The sequence below is a fragment of the Rhizobium nepotum 39/7 genome, from assembly GCF_000949865.1.
Classification (GTDB): Bacteria; Pseudomonadota; Alphaproteobacteria; order Rhizobiales; family Rhizobiaceae; genus Agrobacterium; species Agrobacterium nepotum.
Map to the genome: position 1 here is coordinate 1 of NZ_JWJH01000021.1, position 18,181 is coordinate 18,181.

Below are 18,181 nucleotides of genomic sequence, written 5' to 3' on the forward strand. Positions count from 1 at the left end.
GTAAAAGGGGTGAATGTTCAGTGCTGATTGACATCGGATACTCGATAACCTTCAGGGAAGGGGTCTGTCGGATCTAGGAAATGCTGTTGTATTCCGTTGATCCAGGCTTTCCCCGTGATCACAGGACGTATCGCGCGCTTTCCGTGAAGGTCTATCACTTCAGAGACGAGGCCCTCGAACTGTGTTTCGGTAATTGAGATCCCGGTGTAACGTTCGCCCAACTTAAGTTCGCCTCTAGCATGCAAGATCGACATTCGGGCTGATGTGCCGGTCCCGCTGGGCGACCTGTCGAGCTTTCCAGGTTGTAAGGAAATTGTCGCGCGTCCAGTCAACATGCCGTTGATGTGCTGTGCAGGATGAGTGATCTGACAAAAGGAAATATGATCCCAGCCGTTGGAGGGATGCACGAATCCCAATTGCTCGTTTGCTGCATTGGTAGTCCTTATTCCCATCTCGGCGATATCCCGCGCCTCATCTGGTGAGATGCTAAAACCCAATTGGCGACCATCGACGAGAACATAACTGTCGCCGCCCCATGCCGTATCGACGCTTAGGGTCCCCACTCCAGGGACTTCGATTTGCGCGTTCAGGGCATCCGCATACGACGGTAGGTTTCTAAAAGTGATGCTCTCAGCTTTTCCATCTCGGCACACCGCGACGATTTCAATAAGTCCGCCAGGTGCCTCAAAGACGAGTTTAGTTTCTGGCTCCTTCATCTCCACGATGCCAGTTTCGAGAAGGACCGTGGCGACGCACATGCGTTTGAGCCAGACATCAAGGGGGTGTCCATTGGCTCCATTATAATAAAACCATTACGGCGGCTGGGTCTTTAGCCTGTACGAGGAGATTGACGTTTTTGAACACTCCTCCTCGGGGCTCGTTCAAGACGGAATTCCGAAGCTTTCCATCTCTGTGAATAAATCTCGATTGCTCAAGTAATGTGTCGCCTGGCGGGGGCGCTATGCCGCCCACGATCACGTCGCCTATTTCACCGCTCGCATGGCAATTGACGATATGAACTACCTTTAAACTGCGCATTTCTCACTGTTCCCTTACGCCAACGGCTCTGAAAATTCTCTGCCTAGGGTCCAACTGCTGAGGCACTGACGCTAGGCGTGTTGACAGTTGTGATGTTTCATCGGCTACGTTCCTGCCAATTCCATTCGCAAAAATTTCCATCGCTTTTGGACAATCAGGGATGATGCAGCCGGAAACCACGAGCCGTTTCCTCGCTAAAATGTATTCTAAAATTAGGTTTTGTATACAGATATTGTATGGCGTATCCGAATCTATTGGATGGTGCGCAAGATTGTAAGGAACCAATGCCCCATCGTCTTCCGGAGCGGCTGGAGCCAGGATATTGTCCGGTGACAGCGAAGGATCACCTTTGCGTCCTGTCTGCAGGTGTTGAACGGCGATTGACTGCACCGTGGAAGATAACGGAATTTGACTTCGAGGCGCAGTAGGATTGAGACCAATGCCGCTGGGGAGGCCGGCCTCAGATTGAAGTGGGTGCAAGTCTTCTATAGGGAGCATAGCCGGAACAGATCGGACTAACCGACTCTCTATCCCGCTTTTGGACGGTCATGGCTGAAGCAGAACGACATCGATCTTTTACCGAACGCTTCCGAATCGCGTTAGAGAACGCGGACTGTTGGTTCTCGGAAGGGCGGGCCATCCCATAACCAACAGGCAAGCAGATTGGTCTGGAAGGCGATCTCGTCGATGACGCCGATGATATTGGAGATCTCGTTCGAGGGCTGCTCGATGCCGCCCATGGCGTTGACTGCGTTGGTGACGACCGATCCCGATTGCGAGGCGCTGGCCTTCGCGAGTTCGGCAACTTGGCGCGCCTCGTTTGTCCGCTTTGAAGCGTTACCGACGTTGACCGTGATCTGGTCAAGCGCGGCGGCAGTTTCCTCCAGCGATGCAGCCTGATCCTCGTACGGCGGGACAGGTCGTTGGCGCTGTTGCTCACTTCGCGTGCTCCTGTGTCGATCATGTCGGTCGCTACCGCCACGGCCGCCAGCGTCGCGTTGAGTTGCGAGACGGCCGTATTCAGATCGTGATGCAGCGCCTCGAAGTCCGGCACAAAGGGTTCGTCGAGGCGAAACGAGAGATCGCCCGCGGCGAGCTTCCGAAGGGCTGATGGCCCGATGTCGGCTTCGGCGGCAAGACGCATCAGCCTGAAGACGACGGTTTGCAATGGCCGCTGATCGAAAGATCTCAACGGCCCCTGCCATCTGGCCGATATCGTCGCTCCGGTTAGCAAATGGGATTTGACTGCCGGTGTCGCCGCCCGCGAGGCCGGTCATCGCGGCGGTAATCGCACGAACCGGTCTGGCGATCCCGCGCAACACATAAATCGTAGAAGCACGAGCAGCAGGGTAACCATCGCAATGACGACGAATGTCGTCAGCGTGGCCGGCGTTGAGGTCGAATTCATCACATTGGTTGCCGCAATGACTGCGGCATTATTTGATTCGAGCAGGGTGTCGAAAGCAGATTGGGCAGGGGCAATGATCGGCCCCATGCTTTCGAGCATCGACCCCGCCTGCTGATAGTTTCCGACCTTCGAGAACGTGATCATGTTCTCGCCAGCTTTCCCGTAGGCCAACAAGCTGTCGTTCACCAGCTTCGCCGCCAATTTCATGGCCAAGTGTCGCAGGCATTGGAATTTTCAGTCCAAGCCATGACCAGTCACCGTTCCATACGTGCCAGTCCGTTCTGCAGATGCCACTAGCAGTCAGACGGACAAGCGCATCGTCTTCACCGATTTCCGGGATAGGTACATTCCGTATGACAAGGGGTGTCCGAAACCGTTCATCTGAACCGTACGCATGGTGTTCATTTTATCCTGAATCCTGTTTCGTTATGGCGAGACCTGCTTCCAACGACAGTCTAAATAAAAAACCGTGAGGGTTTGATCGCCTCACCATTCAGAACACAACGGATGCTAATTCCGGAATTATGGGTGAGCCTGTCAGCTGCCCAAAGCAGTGTTCAGCTGCATCTGCTAGTATAGCGACAACAGGATAGTGATTTCAGGACGCCAGTTTGAATACCTGGGAAGAGCAAGGGAGGTTCCATTCTGCTGCTCTTAGTTACATACGTATGACGTTTAAATGCAACTCTCGTAGGCAGGTCGAAGTCCAACGCTCTCGAGTACGAGCGCGTTGGACTTCTTGGATATCAGTTCTTTGCGTTCAGGAATTTGTCAGCGTTCTCTGCCGTGACATAGGTCCACGGAACGGGATAAAGCTTTGCAGTGCCCTCACCCCAAGGCATCTGAGGATATTCGGCCCAGCAATCCGAAAGCGGCTTGTAAGAGTCTCCGATCACCTTGCGCAACGCAACATCAACGGCGCCTTGTGCCTGCGTATGAGCATCTTGGCGGATAGACAGGATCATTTCGCCGTTTTTAACGGCTCTGATCGCGTCGGAAACGCCATCGATACCAACGACAGGAATCGTCTTCGGATCGATACCAGCCGCTTTCATCGCAGCAATCGCACCAAGGCCCATCTCGTCATTTTGAGCGAGAACGCCTTGAATCTTACCCTTATGCGACGTCAGCCAGTTCTGCATCAGCACCATCCCCTCGGAGCGCGACCAGTTGCCGGTCTTGCGTTCGAGGACAGTGATATCCTTGTTGGCGTCGAGCGCAGCCTTGTTGCCTTTAGTCCTGAGTTCCTGACCAAGGTTTCCTTCCGGTCCGATCAGGACGACGATGTTCCCCTTGCCGCCCATCGCCTTGAACAGCACTTCCGCTTCATACTGTCCGGCCGCGACATCGTCAGAGCCAACAAACGATACGAGCTCGTCGCTCTTGGCCGGCCCATTCGAGCCTACGACCGGCAAACCGCGCGTTTGCGCTTTGTGGATGACGCCTTTCGCGGCATAGCTGTCGATAGGAATGTAGATCGCCACGTCGTACTTCTGGGTCACCATCAGGTCAAACTGCGAGGCTTGCGTTGAATGGTCGTAGTTGCCGTCGAAAACGGTAATCTCTGCCAATCCGTTGGAAAAGGCCGGATGTTTCTTGATTTCGCTAGCCCAGATCTGCGCATATTCGTTCTTCAGACCGTAGACCGCGGCTCCCACCTTCACGGGCTTCGTTCCAGCTGCAAAAGCAGCTCTTCCGGCCAGCGGCACCATGCCTGCAGCGGCCATCAGCATCAGTGTATTTCTCCGAGTAATCATCGCTTCCTCCAATTATGTGCAATGACACGGGTGCACATCTCCCGAACTTGAGCGAAGAGGGCGAGCCCTTTCCACAATGACGTTTAGTTCAACCGGCAGACGCCGAGATGATCGTTGCGGCTATCTTATCCGCGCGCGCACCGTGTCAAGGAACACGGCGAAGACAATGACCACGCCCTTAATGACCTGCTTGTTGCCAGAGTCGACGGAGAGCAAATCAAGGCCGTTGTTGATGACGCCGATCAGCAAGGCGCCAAGAATCGTCCCGACCACGCCGCCGCAACCGCCGGCAAGGCTCGTGCCGCCGATCACCACGGCTGCGATTGCATCCAGTTCATAGCCAAGCCCGGCCTGCAGCGAAGCGGACGTCGCACGAGATGTATAAATGATCCCGGACAGTGCTGCGCAGACGCCACTGATCAGATAGACCGAAAATTTGATAAAGCCGATATTCACCCCCGCGGTCCGCGCGCCGCGCTCATTGCCCCCGACGGCATAAACGTAGCGCCCAAACCGGGTGAACTTCAGGACCAGGAACGAGATGATGGCGACGAGAGCAAAAATGTAGACCGAAAACTGGACGCCCCAGAGCTGCCCGTTGCCGATCAGCATAAAATTGTCGGAAAGATCAGAAATCTGCGAGCCATGATTATAGATCTGCGTCAGTCCCCGGGCGGCACTGAGCATTCCGAGGGTGACGATGAACGGCGGTATGCTTCTCGAGCCCGCTATGATCGCGCCATTGATTGCGCCAGCGGTTGCGCCGACTGCCAATCCAACCAGCAATGCAGCGGCAACGCCAAGATTGAGATCCGACGATGTCACAACACTGGCAGACACGATCCCGGCGAGGGCCAAAATAGAGCCGACCGAGAGGTCTATCCCTGCAGTCAATATCACGAAAGTCAGACCTACCGCCATGATGCCGTTGATGGACACCTGGGCCAGGATATTACCGATGTTGTCCCCGGTGGCGAAATAGGGGGTGGTAAACGACAGAGTAATGCAGAGGACGACAAAACCTGCCGCGATGCCATAGCGCGATGCCATTTCGAGGAGGCTGGCATGATTGATGTTAGTCATGAAGTTGTCTTTCACGATGCGAGATGAAGAAGTTGTTCGTGGGTGGCGTCGGCGACCAGCATGTCCCCAACAATCTTGCCCCGTCGGAACACCAGAATTCGGTCGGCGACCTGTAGGATTTCGTCGAGCTCGGACGACACCACCAAAGCTGTTTTGCCTTCTGATACGAAGTTTCTCAGGAATGCGTAGATTGCTTGCTTGGCACCCTCGTCGATGCCGCGCGTCGGCTCGTCACAAAGCAGGATACGCGGGTTCGTAACCAGGCATCTGGAGAGAACGACCTTTTGCTGATTTCCTCCAGACAGGTCCTGAACGTCGTCTTCGACCGATCCCATGCGCAGTGAAAAAGCCTGCGCCATCTCTGTAACGATCTTCCTTTCGCCGCGACGTTTGACAAAGCCAAAAAACGAATATTTACGCAGCGCGGAGAGCGAGATGTTTTCTCTGATCGGGCGGCAAAGGATAAGGCCGGTTTCTTTTCGGTCTTCGGTCGCCAATGCCATGCGCTTCGAGATCGCGTCTCGTGGCGAAGATACCCTGACGGGCTTCCCGTCAATTTGAAGCTCACCTTCGTCCTGCTTGGTAATGCCGAAGAGGGCGTCCAAAAATTCGCTGCGTCCGGCACCCATGAGCCCGAACACGCCTAGAATTTCTCGCTCGCGGAGTTTGAGGCTGATGTTCTGGAATTGGTCGCCCCGGGAGTAGTTCTTGACCTCGAGGATCGTCAAACCCGGCTCGCGCTGATCCGCGGATAACGGCTTCACCGTGCGACCAACAATAAGCCGCACTAACTCTTCCCGATCAATGTCGCCAAGTTTGCCCGTCTGAACAAAGGCGCCGTCGCGGAAGACAGTATAATCCTCAGCTATTCTGAAAAGTTCGCTAAGTCGGTGAGAGACGTAGACAATGCCGACGCCTTGCCGGGTCAGCGACCGGATCGCTTCGAAAAGGACATCGGTTTCCGCCTCGCCGATCGCCGAGGTTGGCTCATCCATAATCAGAACCTTGCTATCCTGACTGATCGCCTTGGCGATTTCGACCAGCTGTATCTTGGCGATGGAAAGGTCGCCGACACGTGCCCGCGGATCTATCGGAAATTTCAGCCGATCGAGCAGTTCTTTAGCGTTGTTGAACAAGGTCGGATAATCGACGACTCCATACCGGGTGGGTTCGCGGCCAAGATAGATATTCTCAGCGACTGTCGCCTCCAGAATGGGGCTAAGTTCCTGCGTAATGATCGCTATCCCGGCCTCAAGCGCTTCCCGCGGCGACGTGAAGCGGACGGCAACGCCGTCCAGATCGATCTGACCATCATCGGGGCGGATCAGACCCATCAAGACACTGAGAAATGTCGATTTGCCGGCTCCATTGCCACCGCAGAGCGCATGAACCGATCCGCGGCGCAGCTCCAGACGTCCGTCCGTCAAAGCAGCTACGTGGCCATAGGTCTTCTTCACGCCGGTTGCCGCCAACAGAAGGTTCTCACCAGCTATTAGGCCGGCAGGCTGCAAAACTGCTTCAACTGAATTCGCCATATGATCTCCTCCAAAGAAATCTCAAGCCCCCCGCTTTGATGCCTTAATAGATCACATCGACACGATGCGCAATAATTTGTTGGGCAACTGTGCAAATATCAATGCTGCGTTGCAGCAATGAATGTCGCAACGGCTGATTAAATTACCATGAATGCCGGAAAGCGGCGACGAATTAGCTGTTCGCAACTGCGAGATAGAAATGTTCGATCAAAAAATCGACATATGTCCGTAATTATTTCGTTGTATTGCCATACAAAAATGATTTATCACGGTGACTATCAGTGGATCGGAAATGGAGGTTAAGACATGCGGCGCTTAGGGATACACTCATTTGTATGGACAGGCGGCCAATCTCAGGAAGGGCTCGAGGAGGCTTTGCGTAAGACGGCCGAGCATGGTTATCGCACGATCGAATTTGCATATTTGCGGCCTGAGAAATTCAATCTGGATAAGCTCGCCAAGCTAGCGCAATCTCTCGACGTCGAGATCGGCGTGACCATGGGTCTGTCGCTGGATAAAGACGTATCGAGTGAGAACTCCGACGAAGTCGCGGGTGGAAAAGCGGTATTGGCCGATGCTGTAAAAGCGGTTCGTGACATCGGCGGCAACAAGCTGGGTGGCATTCTCTATTCGGCGCACACCAAATATAACCGGCAGCCGACCAAAAAAGGCTGGGACAATAGTGTCGCCGCGATCGCAAAGACCGCAGATATCGCGAAAGCGAGTGGCGTCGATCTAGTCCTGGAACTGGTGAACCGATTTGAGTCCAATCTTTTGAACACGACGGCTCAGGGGCTTCGATTCATTGAGGAGACGGGCTCCGATCATGTGCGGTTGCACCTCGATACCTTCCACATGAATATCGAGGAAGCAAACCCAGCCGCGGCGATCCGTCTGGCGGGCGACAAGATCGGATATTTCCATATAGGCGAAAGCAATCGTGGGTATCTCGGTGACGGCACGATCAACTTCGATCTGATCTTCGACGCGCTGCTTGATGTCGACTACCAGCGGGACATAGTGTTTGAGAGTTTCTCGACCACCGTTGTGGACGAGGGGCTGTCTCTGGCATGTGCCATCTGGCGCGATACCTGGACTGAGAACGATCCGTTGGCGGCCCATGCGAAACGCTATATCGAACTGAAGATGGACGAAGCAAAGCGTCGTCGCGCCACGAACGCAAGGTCGGCATAAACCTTCAGGCGATCTGCCCCGAGTGTTAGTGTCGGGGTAGATTAACATCTTACAGGTTGGAAAAGTGAACGATATCTCCGCTCTAGGAAGCTCTCCACGCCGCATAAGGCAAACCAATGTCGCTGCTGCCCTCAGGAGCCTGTACACGTTCGGACGCATGAGCCGCGCGGATTTGGCCCGACGGCTTGGGCTAAACCGGTCGTCTTCAGGCCAGATCGTTGCAGAACTGACCGGGAGCGGCCTCGTTCACGAAGTCGAGGATTCAAGCGACCGCAAGGGCGAACATTCCCGCGCGGGCCGGCCAGGCATTCTTCTGGAGCTTGTGCCGGATGCCGCGGTTTTTCTCGGTGTCGAGATCGGCGTGGAGCATATCACCGCTGTCATCATCGACTTGTGCGGCCAGGTCCAATCTTTCCGCACACAGGCATTTGACGCACCCAGCAAGACCGTCGACCAGGCGGTCGAACAAGCTTTTGAGCTTGCGTTGGGTGGTATTGAGGACAATCTGCTGCAACGGTGCCGTGGCGTTGGGCTGTCGGCACCTGCCCACATAGACGCTCATGGATTTGTAAGCCTGGCGCCTATCATCGGGTGGCGCAACGTCGCTTTATCGCAGATCGCCAGAGCGGCCTTTCCTCTCGATGTGCCCATTATCATCGAAAACGACGCCAACGCCTTTGCCATCGGCGACAGCTACAAGCATGGCTATTCCGGCGTCACGCTGTTCCTGCTGATGGAGACCGGGGTCGGCGGCGGCGTGCTGGTCGATGGCAAGCTGTTTCGCGGCGGACACGGCCTCGCCGGCGAAATTGGTCACACGCTGGTCCCGGGCAGCGGCGGCCAGAGGTTCGAACAGCTCATCGGGCGGGAAGCGCTGGTCTCGCAATATCGACTGGCGAAGGGAGACACTAGCGTCGACCTGGCTGAGTTCCTGGATGACGTCCGGGATCGGGCTCCCGCGGCCGTGACCATCGCTGAGACATGGTCAAGGCATCTGGCGCTTGCCCTGATGCAGGCCTGTCGCCTGCTTGATCCCAACAGGATCGTGCTTGGCGGTTCCGTCGCATCGCTCTATCCGATGGTCTCCGCCCGGGTTGCCGTCTACATGGCAGAGGGCCAGGAAATCGCTTTTCCGGCGCCGCAGATCGTCGTCGATGAAGACGCCAAGCTCGGCTCGGCCTTCGGCGCCGCCTGCCTCCTGCATCAGCGGTTCATGTCGCTCGACAGTGATACTTTTGCCAGCGAAGAGCCAACGCAAATTGGAACGGCCGGTGGCGAAGGACCGCTGCCGCCGAATGACGAAAGATAACGCATATGAATGCCAACCCTTTAGCACCGGACAGCCTCGGTCCAACGGTCTGCATCGGCGAAATACTGGTCGAAATCGTTGCCACCGACATCGGCACCGGTTTTCTGGATGCACAGCCATTGATCGGCCCCTATCCCAGCGGCGCACCGGCTATCTTCATTGACCAGTGCGGCCGGGTCGGCGGCAATGCTGCCATGGTCGGCGCCGTCGGCGACGATGATTTTGGAAGGGTCAACGTTGACCGTCTGCTGCGCGACGGCGTCGATGTGTCGGCGATATCGGTCGATCCCGAATTCCCGACAGGCAGCGCCTTCGTTCGCTACCGCGCCGACGGATCGCGCGACTTTGTGTTCAATATCGCCCAATCGGCGGCCGCCCGCTTCGGCTGGACCGACGCTGTTCAAAGCCTGATCGAACGCAGCGGCCATCTGCACATCATGGGCTCGGCGCTCTCCATGGCAAGCGCGGTGGAGGTGATCGACAAAGCGGTCGGCGTGGTCAAAGCCCGCGGTGGCACGGTTTCGGTCGATCCGAACATCCGCAAGGAACTGAAACTCGACGAAGCCACTGAGCGCCGGTTCACGCATTTGCTCTCGATGGCGGATCTGCTGTTGCCTTCCGGCGAAGAGCTGGAGCGCGCCGCAGGCGTCGAAAGCGAAGACGCGGCGATCGCCCGGCTGTTCGAGATCGGCGTCAAGGAAATCGTCCTGAAGCGAGGAGCTGACGGGGCTAGCTATTTTGGACACGGCAACGAACGGATCGACGTCGCCGCCTTCGACGTCAAGGAATTGGACCCAACCGGGGCCGGTGACTGCTTCGGCGGCGCCTACGTGGCGTGCCGGCGTCTCGGAATGTCGCCATCGCAGGCGCTTACCTATGCGACGGCCGCCGGCGCCCGAAACGTGACGGTGCGCGGACCGATGGAAGGCGCGGGCACCCGCGAAGAACTTGACTCTTTCATTTCCACGACAAAAAGGCGCTCTTGATGCAGGTAAGATTGGCGGAATTGGCGGGGCTGAGGCGCGACGGAACGCCGATGGGCGTGACGTCGGTGTGCTCGGCCCATCCCGTGGTGCTGCGCGCGGCACTTCGCTATGGCAAGGCGACATTGACCACGGTGCTGATCGAGGCGACGTGCAACCAGGTCAACCACCTCGGTGGATATACGGGCATGCAGCCTGCCGATTTCGCGGCACTTGTCTATCAGCTGGCAGAGGAGGAAGGATGCCCTGTCGGGCAGATCATCCTCGGCGGCGATCACCTTGGTCCTAATCCCTGGCGCAACCGTCCGGCGGAGGAAGCGATGGCCGAGGCCGAAACCATGGTCACGGCCTACGTGGCCGCCGGCTTTCGCAAAATCCATCTTGACGCCTCAATGGGCTGCCTTAACGAACCCGCAGCACTTGACGACGAGACGACGGCGCGCCGTGCCGTCCGCCTTGCCGCCGCTGCAGAAGCAGCGGCCCAGAAAGCCGGCGGCCAGAAACCGGTCTACGTCATCGGCACCGAGGTCCCGCCACCAGGAGGTGCCGACCACACGCTGACAGCGATCGAGCCCACGGCAAGCGACGCGGCCAGGAAGACGATCGATATCCATCGGCAGGTTTTTGCCGAGGCGGGCCAGTCCGACGCCTTCTCGCGCGCCATCGGACTAGTGGTGCAGCCCGGCGTCGAGTTCGGCAACAGGAACGTCATTTTTTACGACCGAAGCAAAGTCGGTGCTCTGACGCAACTTTTGAGCGACGAACCAAAGTTTGTCTTTGAGGCGCATTCGACCGACTACCAGAGCGTAGCCTACCTTAGCGAGCTGGTAAAGGATGGTTTCCCTATCCTCAAGGTCGGGCCGGAACTGACCTTCGTGCTGCGCGAGGCGCTCTATGCCTTGGATCTGATCGCTTCCGACTTTTCGAACGATTATGGCGACCGTCCGCTTTATTGGGCAATGGAAACATTGATGACCGCCCATCCGGACAACTGGAATCGCCACTACCACGGAAACGTCCAGGAAACGCGGCTGCTGCGGCATTACTCCCTATCGGACCGTATCCGCTATTACTGGGCCATGCCAGAAGCGAAAGCGGCGGTCGACAGGCTCTATGACGCCCTTCGCGGACAATTGCTGCCGCTGCCGCTGTTCTGGCAGCATCTGCCTGATGCCCAGCATTTCGCTGACATCCCTATTGACCCGGAAGCGCTGTTGATTTGGCGCGTGGAAAAGAGCCTGGCCGCCTACCAGCAGGCGTGTGGCCTGGCGTCCTGACATCGCAATGACGCAGACTATCGAACATGAATTCGGAGGAAAAACATGAACGAACTTCAAGGTAAATTCGCCGCTGTCACCGGCGCTGCATCCGGCATCGGCCTCGCATCGGCAGAAGCCATGATCAATGCAGGGGCGACGGTCGTTTTCGTCGATCGCGATGAACAGGCGCTGCACGCAGTCTGCGACCGCATCGGCGCGCGCGCCATCCCTCTGGTCATCGATCTCCTGAATCCAGAGGCATGTGCATCGCTGCTTGACGGCATCCTTACCAAGACGGGACAGCTGGACATCCTGCACGCCAACGCCGGCACCTATATTGGCGGTGACCTGGCCGAGGCCGATCTCGACGCCATCGACCGTATGCTGAACCTGAACGTCAACGTGGTCATCAAGAACATTCGGTCGGTTGTTCCGCACATGATTGAGCGCGGCACCGGCGATATCATCGTGACGAGTTCGGTGGCGGGTCATACGGCGGTCCCGTGGGAGCCGGTTTACTCGGCGTCGAAATGGGCCATGACGAGTTTCGTCCAGACGATGCGCCGTCAATTGCTGAAAAACGGCATTCGCGTCGGATCGGTATCTCCCGGCCCGGTCATCAGCGCCCTCCTTGCCGACTGGCCGGAAGAAAACCTCCGGAAAGCCAAGGAAAACGGCGCGCTGATCGAGCCAAAAGAGGTCGCCGATGCGATCATCTTCATGCTCACTCGCCCGCGCACCGTGACGATCCGCGACGTGGTCATCCTGCCAAGCGCATTCGACATCTAAGGGTTAGACAGATGACCTATCAGGAGTGGTTTCGCCTCGACGGTGAACTCGCTGTCGTTACGGGAGGCGGTCGGGCGATTGGCCTTTGCTGCGTCGAGGCTCTAGCGGAAGCAGGGGCAAGCGTTGTCGTCATTGAGCGTGACGAGGCCGATGCCTCCGAAGCGCTGGCGCTGCGGCAGAAGGGCTATGAAATCGACCTTCTGATTGGCGATGTCGCGAATTCAGAGCGTGTCGAAGCAATGGCACAGCAATTGGCGGACGAGGGGCGTGCGGCAACGATCCTCGTCAACAATGCCGGCATCGGGCAAAGTGGTGTCGCGTCCGAAGACGTTACGGATGCCGATTGGCTGAGGATCATGGACGTCAATGTCAATGGCGTCTTCTGGTGCTCGCGCGCCTTTGGCAGACACATGATCGGCATGAAACGTGGCGCGATCATCAATCTCGGCTCGATGTCCGGTCTCATCTGCAACCGGCCCCAACCGCAGACGCCCTACAACGTCTCCAAGGCGGCCGTCCATCACATCACCCGGTCGATGGCGGCAGAGTGGGCAGTTCATGGCATCAGGGTGAATGCCGTTGCACCCACCTATATCGAGACTCCCATGGTCGCGGCTGTAGAAGCCAACCGCGATCGTATTCCGATCTGGCTTGCCGATACGCCGATGGGAAGGATGGGGGCGCCCGAGGAGGTCGCCAGTGCCGTCCTTTTCCTAGCGTCTAAAGCATCAAGTCTGATGACGGGTGCGATTGTCAACGTCGATGGCGGCTTCACCTGCTGGTGAGCCGCTAAAGACCGCGCGAATTTCAGAATGCAGTTAGAAGCCAGGTGCTGACGAAGGTTTGCACTTTGCCCTCGCTTGCGAAATGGATGATTGTTAAATATCTATTTTCATTGCGTTATTTCGATTCTTAGAAGTTTATTTTCTTGACTTTAACCTATTTGTTGTGAAAACATACTAATGCTGAGGGAGACGGACTAGCGACGTAAACTGACCTGTGTAAGTGAGCTGGTGAAGCTGCGCTTCGGCGGGCACAGGATGGAGGGAACCAATGGATGATGGCATCATATTAAAGCAGGGCGTTGAGCCACTTAAACCATTCCTCTTGTCGGCGTCTCAGGTCGCGAAAAGCTTCAATAAGGTTCCCGCGCTTATCGATGGGCGCATGGAGCTGAGATCAGGTTCGGTCAACGCATTGTGTGGCGGCAACGGAGCGGGAAAGTCGACGTTTCTCGGCATCCTCATGGGACTTCTGCAACGCGACAGCGGTACAATCGCGATCAAGGGCCAGGAGGTGAGTTTTGCAACGCCGTCTGCTGCTCTCGATCGTGGCATTGCGATCATCACGCAGGAGCTCAGTCCTTTCCTCGACATGACAGTCGCAGAAAACCTCTACCTTGGCCGAGAGCAACGTCGCGGCCGCATTTTCGTCGATGATCGGCAGATGATTTCGGATGCGGAAGAAATCCTCACACGTCTGAAATTTCCGATCTCGCCACGCGCCCGCCTGCGGGACCTCTCCATCGCGCAGGCACAACTCGTCGAAATCACTAAAGCAATCAGCCGCCGAAGCGAAATCCTGATTATGGACGAACCCACCTCCGCCATCGGCGAGCGGGAGACAGTCATGCTCTTCGATGCGATCAAAACGTTGACAGCACAGGGGGTCGGGGTGATCTATGTTTCGCATCGTCTGACGGAAATTTTTGAGATCGCCGACGACTACACGGTCTTCCGCGACGGACGATTTGTCGAGGCCGGAGCAATCACGGATACCGACCGGCAGGGTCTTATCCGCTCGATCGTCGGACGTGATCTTCTTGACTATCGACGGGTGTCGAAAACGTCGGAACACGCCAAACCGCTGCTGGAAGCCCGCGGCTTTTCGTCACGCGGAAAATTTGAGGGCATTGATATCACCCTGCACGCGGGTGAAATCGTCGGACTTTACGGCCTGCTCGGGTCCGGCCGCAGCGAATTCGTAAACGCGCTCTACGGCATCGAGCCACGCGATTCCGGCGACATTCTGATCGACGGCCTGCCGATTGCGTTAGAGACACCAGCGCAGTCAATTGCCGCCGGCATATCGCTCGTCACCGAAGATCGCAAGCAGACGGGGCTCTCCCTGACAGCGTCGGTCGCTCACAACATCACGATTGCCAACCTCTCCCACTATTCGAAAGCCGGCTTCATGACTGAAGCCGCCGAGCGGCAAAGCGTTGGCGAACGCATCAAACGGTTCTCCATCAAGACGGCTTCGCCAGATCTCGAAGTTCAGAAACTGAGCGGCGGAAACCAGCAAAAAGTTGTGCTGGCCCGCTGCGTCGACACGAACCCTCGGGTGCTGATTTGCGACGAACCGACGCGCGGTGTCGACGAGGGGGCAAAAAGAGAGATCTACGGCTTTCTTTCCGAGTTCGTCTCTGCCGGAAACACGGTGTTGATGGTTTCCTCTGAAATCCCAGAGATCCTAGGCAATGCCGACAGAATTATCGTGTTTCGCTGCGGCAAGATCGCTGGAACGCTCTTGGCTGCCGAGGCCGACCAGGAAAAGCTCGTCCATCTGGCCTCGTAGCCGCATCAAAGTTTGTGGAGGTTTTATCGTGAATGCTATGGCCCAAAGAATCCGAGATTCCTCTGCCGCGACCATCATCGCGCGCTATGGCATTGTCATCTCCTTCGTGCTTCTGTTCGTCGTTTTGGCGGTCGCTTCGCCGAATTTTCTGTCGACCAACAATCTCATCAACGTCCTGCGCCAAGTGTCGATCAACGGCGTTCTTGCGATCGGCATGACCTTCGTCATTCTGACGGCCGGAATCGACCTCTCGATCGGTTCGATACTGGCCCTCGCAGGGGCGGCCAGCGCCAGTCTCGTGACTGGGCCAGATGCCCACAATCCGGCCATCGCTCTCGTCGCCGGCCTCGTTGCCGGCTGCTTTTGCGGTGCGATCAACGGCCTGCTCATCGCCCGCTTCAGGGTTCCGGCCTTCGTGACCACCCTGGGCATGCTGAGCGTTGCCCGTGGCGCAACGCTCCTCTATTCCGGCGGGCGGCCCATTCCCAACCTTAGTATCGGATTTCGTTGGTTGGGGCAGGGGTCCATCGTCGGCATCCCCGTGCCGGTCGTCATTTTTGCGATTGTCTTTGCCATCGCCGCCGTCGTCCTTCGCCACACGATCTACGGGAGGCGCATCTATGCGGTCGGCGGCAATCCACGCAGCGCAAAGACAAGTGGCATTAATGTCCGGGCAATTACCTTTTCCGTCTACGTCATCATGGGAACCTTGGCAGGCCTTGCCGGGGTGATGCTGACGGCGCGGACGACATCTGCCCTGCCGCAGGCCGGTATCGGCTATGAACTTGACGCCATCGCTGCCGTCGTCATCGGCGGGACCAGCCTGACTGGCGGCGTCGGGCGCATCGGCTATACGCTCGTCGGAGTGCTGATCATTGGCATGATCAGCAACGGGCTCGATCTCATGGGCGTGTCTTCATATTACCAGCAGATCATCAAAGGCTCGATCATCGTTTTGGCCGTGCTGATCGACCGGACCCGGATGGGTGGCGAATAAATCAATCAACGGCGGAAGTGCCTTGAAAAGTGGAGGAGAAGAACATGAATATAACTAGACGAGTGCTTGTGGGAGCAGCTGCGGGCCTGGCGTTTCTGACACCTATGGTGTTAGGGAGCGTCGCGAACGCCAAGCCTTTAAAAATTGTCGCCGTCGTGCAAAGCCTCAACACGGAATATAACGTTCTGTGGGCCGATGCCGCGAAGGCGCATCCGGCACTGGCCGACAGCACGGCGACGCTGACTATTCTCGATGGACGACAGGACGTGCTCACACAGTCCAACCTTTTTGACACCGCGATTACCGAGAAATACGATGCCATCATATTCATTCCCGTCGATATCGACGCGGGCAATGATCCAATCCAGCGAGCGAAGAGCGCCGGCATTCCGGTATTTGGCTCGAACACGGTCGTGTCGCAGGCGGAACTCTACGATGCCTATATTAATTCAAACGATGTTGAGGCAGGTGAACTTCTCGCAAAGGCTGTGATCGACAAGGCGGGCAAGAATGCGAAAGTCGTCCTCCTGGAGGGCATGCTGGGTCAGTCAGCGCAGGTTCAGCGGCTTGAAGGTATCCAAAACGTCCTCAAGGCCAACCCCGGCGTGACCGTGCTGGGTCAAAACACTGCAAATTGGTCGAGAGCAGAAGCGATCACCCTGATGGAAAACTTCCTCACGTCGCACGGTGAAGAAATCCAGGGGGTCATAGCCGAAAACGACGAAATGGCAGTAGGCGCGATCGAGGGAATCCGCAGCCATGGCCTAGATCCTAAAAAGTTGCCGGTCGCCGGCGTCGATGGGATCAAGGACGCGCTAGAAGCTGTCAAGCGCGGCGATCAAACGATTTCAATCCTTCAGGACGCAAAAGGTCAGGCTCAGGGTGCAATAGACCTCGCGCTGAACAAGCTAGTTGGTGAGAGTTACAAGCCTCGCGCGGCAGTCTGGGATGTCAATGGCGGCAAGCTGGTATGGAACGATGGAAAGGAACAGCACTATTATGTACCGTGGCTTGCTGTTACCTCCCAAAATGTCGGCGAGATCCTATCTGGTAAATAGCAGAACTGCCAGAGGGCGCAAATTGCGCCCTCTGAACCGCCTCTCGCGTCTAACAAATTAGTAAAATTCCAATGACACAGCTTATTACGGATTGCAATGCAAGTCCGGAACGGTTTTGTTTCGTACAGCAAATGGAAAATAGGTGCCTAGCTAAGCTACCGCTTGTCAGGAGGTCGAGCTCCTAGGCCCCGTTGACAAAGTGGGTTCTCAAATCAGTGAAGTCGTGATTCAAGACTGCCTTTTAGGAGGCAATTTTGGCACGCGGCGACCTGACGGATTTGGAATGGAAGATTGTTGAGGGGTTTTTGCCCGCCGAACGTGGACGGAAGTCTCGCCCCTCCCATGATAATCGCCGATATCTGAATGGAATGCTTCACGTTCTGCGGGTTGGTTGCCCATGGCGCGACATGCACGAACGGTACGGCAAATGGAATTCGGTTTACGTCCGTTTTCGGCGCTGGGCCGAACAAGGCGTCTGGGATGCCCTGCTTGAAACGCTTATTGAGCTTGGGCTGACTGATGACTGGCAGCATATGATCGACAGCACCACGGTTCGCGGCCACTCTCAGGCTGCGGGCGCTAAAGGGGGACTCATAAGGAGGCTTTTGGTCGATCACGCGGCGGCTTTACGACAAAAATCCACGCCCGAGCAGACGGTCAGGGACGCCCTCTTGGCTTTATCCTGACGGGTGGATAAGCATCCGATTACAATGCTGTTCCTGCGCTGCTGGGGATACCGGTCAACAAGCCAAAGCTGTTTCTGGCTGACAAAGGCTATGATGGTGATTTCGTCCGCGAGGAATTGCAGATCCACGGCATCAGACCAGTCATTCCCCCGAAAGCAAACCGGAAAAACCCGCCCCCTTGTGACTTCAAGGCCTACAAGGACCGCAATCGCATCGAGCGAATGTTCAACCGCCTCAAGCAGTTCCGGCGCATCGCAACCCGTTACGACAAAACCAGAAAATCATTCGAAGCCTTCCTGGCGTTGGCCTCAGTCAAACTCTGGCTGCCTTGCATTCGCACGGGGGCTTTTTACGTCGCTCCTTTTCCGCGCCCCAAAAAACAAGGCGGGCATCCAGAGCTTCTCTGATGACTAGAATTTGCATATGATCACGAAGCTCTCTGCGAAATCGCGAAGCGTTGCGGGCTCCCCATACACCGACAAAGCACTCGCCCGTGGTTTCGTTTTTG

15 protein-coding genes and 3 pseudogenes are annotated in these 18,181 nt (G+C 56.6%); 11 read left to right on the forward strand and 7 right to left on the reverse strand.

Annotation, left to right across the window (positions count from 1 at the left end):
* Positions 1–17: 17 nt before the first annotated feature.
* Together RS75_RS20515 and RS75_RS27130 are read right to left on the reverse strand one after the other, a co-directional pair.
* A pseudogene (locus tag RS75_RS20515) lies at positions 18–1,038 on the reverse strand (proline racemase family protein).
* A gap of 599 nt (positions 1,039–1,637) precedes the next feature.
* Complete coding sequence (locus RS75_RS27130; protein ID WP_234704304.1) at positions 1,638–1,925, reverse strand: methyl-accepting chemotaxis protein; 288 nt, start codon at positions 1,923–1,925, stop codon at positions 1,638–1,640.
* Positions 1,926–1,927: 2 nt separating this feature from the next.
* Between RS75_RS27130 and RS75_RS27135 the strand changes: the two genes are divergently transcribed.
* Entirely contained in the window at positions 1,928–2,149 is a 222-nt protein-coding gene (locus tag RS75_RS27135) for a hypothetical protein (RefSeq protein WP_045023927.1), read from the forward strand.
* Positions 2,150–2,311: 162 nt separating this feature from the next.
* Here RS75_RS27135 and RS75_RS27145 read toward each other — a convergent pair whose 3' ends face one another.
* The 5 genes and pseudogenes from RS75_RS27145 to RS75_RS20540 all read right to left on the reverse strand — a co-directional run bounded on the left by RS75_RS27145 (position 2,312) and on the right by RS75_RS20540 (position 6,821).
* Complete coding sequence (locus tag RS75_RS27145) at positions 2,312–2,653, reverse strand: MCP four helix bundle domain-containing protein (RefSeq protein WP_045023929.1); 342 nt, start codon at positions 2,651–2,653, stop codon at positions 2,312–2,314.
* A gap of 43 nt (positions 2,654–2,696) precedes the next feature.
* Positions 2,697–2,801, reverse strand: a pseudogene (gene tdh / locus RS75_RS27460) (L-threonine 3-dehydrogenase); the annotation flags it as partial.
* 391 nt (positions 2,802–3,192) lie between these two features.
* Complete coding sequence (locus RS75_RS20530) at positions 3,193–4,179, reverse strand: substrate-binding domain-containing protein (protein WP_052679722.1); 987 nt, start codon at positions 4,177–4,179, stop codon at positions 3,193–3,195.
* A gap of 144 nt (positions 4,180–4,323) precedes the next feature.
* A complete protein-coding gene (locus tag RS75_RS20535) occupies positions 4,324–5,286 on the reverse strand; it encodes an ABC transporter permease (RefSeq protein ID WP_045023931.1) in 963 nt (320 codons plus the stop codon).
* Positions 5,287–5,297: 11 nt separating this feature from the next.
* Positions 5,298–6,821 carry a sugar ABC transporter ATP-binding protein gene (locus tag RS75_RS20540; RefSeq protein ID WP_045023932.1) on the reverse strand — a complete coding sequence of 508 codons (1,524 nt, stop codon included), beginning with the start codon at positions 6,819–6,821 and terminating at the stop codon, positions 5,298–5,300.
* A 306-nt stretch (positions 6,822–7,127) separates the two neighbouring features.
* On the opposite strand from RS75_RS20540, the gene RS75_RS20545 reads away from it, so the two are divergent.
* The 10 genes and pseudogenes from RS75_RS20545 to RS75_RS27530 all read left to right on the forward strand — a co-directional run.
* Positions 7,128–8,015, forward strand: coding sequence for a sugar phosphate isomerase/epimerase family protein (locus RS75_RS20545; protein ID WP_003522969.1), 888 nt, complete (start codon positions 7,128–7,130; stop codon positions 8,013–8,015).
* 64 nt (positions 8,016–8,079) lie between these two features.
* Entirely contained in the window at positions 8,080–9,324 is a 1,245-nt protein-coding gene (locus tag RS75_RS20550) for an ROK family transcriptional regulator (protein ID WP_045023935.1), read from the forward strand.
* Between the two features lie 5 nt (positions 9,325–9,329).
* Entirely contained in the window at positions 9,330–10,310 is a 981-nt protein-coding gene (locus tag RS75_RS20555; protein ID WP_045023937.1) for a tagatose kinase, read from the forward strand.
* Positions 10,310–11,584, forward strand: a complete 1,275-nt coding sequence (locus RS75_RS20560) for a D-tagatose-bisphosphate aldolase, class II, non-catalytic subunit (RefSeq protein ID WP_045023940.1) — start codon at positions 10,310–10,312, stop codon at positions 11,582–11,584. Before RS75_RS20555 ends, RS75_RS20560 begins: the two co-directional genes overlap by 1 nt.
* Before the next feature lie 45 nt (positions 11,585–11,629).
* The gene (locus tag RS75_RS20565) at positions 11,630–12,355 is read left to right on the forward strand and encodes an SDR family oxidoreductase (RefSeq protein WP_045023941.1); all 726 of its coding nucleotides are present in this window, start codon (positions 11,630–11,632) and stop codon (positions 12,353–12,355) included.
* Positions 12,356–12,366: 11 nt separating this feature from the next.
* A complete protein-coding gene (locus tag RS75_RS20570; protein ID WP_045023943.1) occupies positions 12,367–13,140 on the forward strand; it encodes an SDR family NAD(P)-dependent oxidoreductase in 774 nt (257 codons plus the stop codon).
* Positions 13,141–13,408: 268 nt separating this feature from the next.
* A complete protein-coding gene (locus RS75_RS20575) occupies positions 13,409–14,932 on the forward strand; it encodes a sugar ABC transporter ATP-binding protein (protein ID WP_045023944.1) in 1,524 nt (507 codons plus the stop codon).
* A gap of 37 nt (positions 14,933–14,969) precedes the next feature.
* Positions 14,970–15,929 (forward strand): ABC transporter permease, encoded by a 960-nt coding sequence (locus RS75_RS20580; RefSeq protein WP_045023945.1) that lies wholly within the window; start codon positions 14,970–14,972, stop codon positions 15,927–15,929.
* 44 nt (positions 15,930–15,973) lie between these two features.
* Complete coding sequence (locus RS75_RS20585; RefSeq protein ID WP_045023946.1) at positions 15,974–16,987, forward strand: substrate-binding domain-containing protein; 1,014 nt, start codon at positions 15,974–15,976, stop codon at positions 16,985–16,987.
* A 254-nt stretch (positions 16,988–17,241) separates the two neighbouring features.
* A pseudogene (locus RS75_RS27530) lies at positions 17,242–18,002 on the forward strand (IS5 family transposase); the annotation flags it as partial.
* Positions 18,003–18,181: the final 179 nt, after the last annotated feature.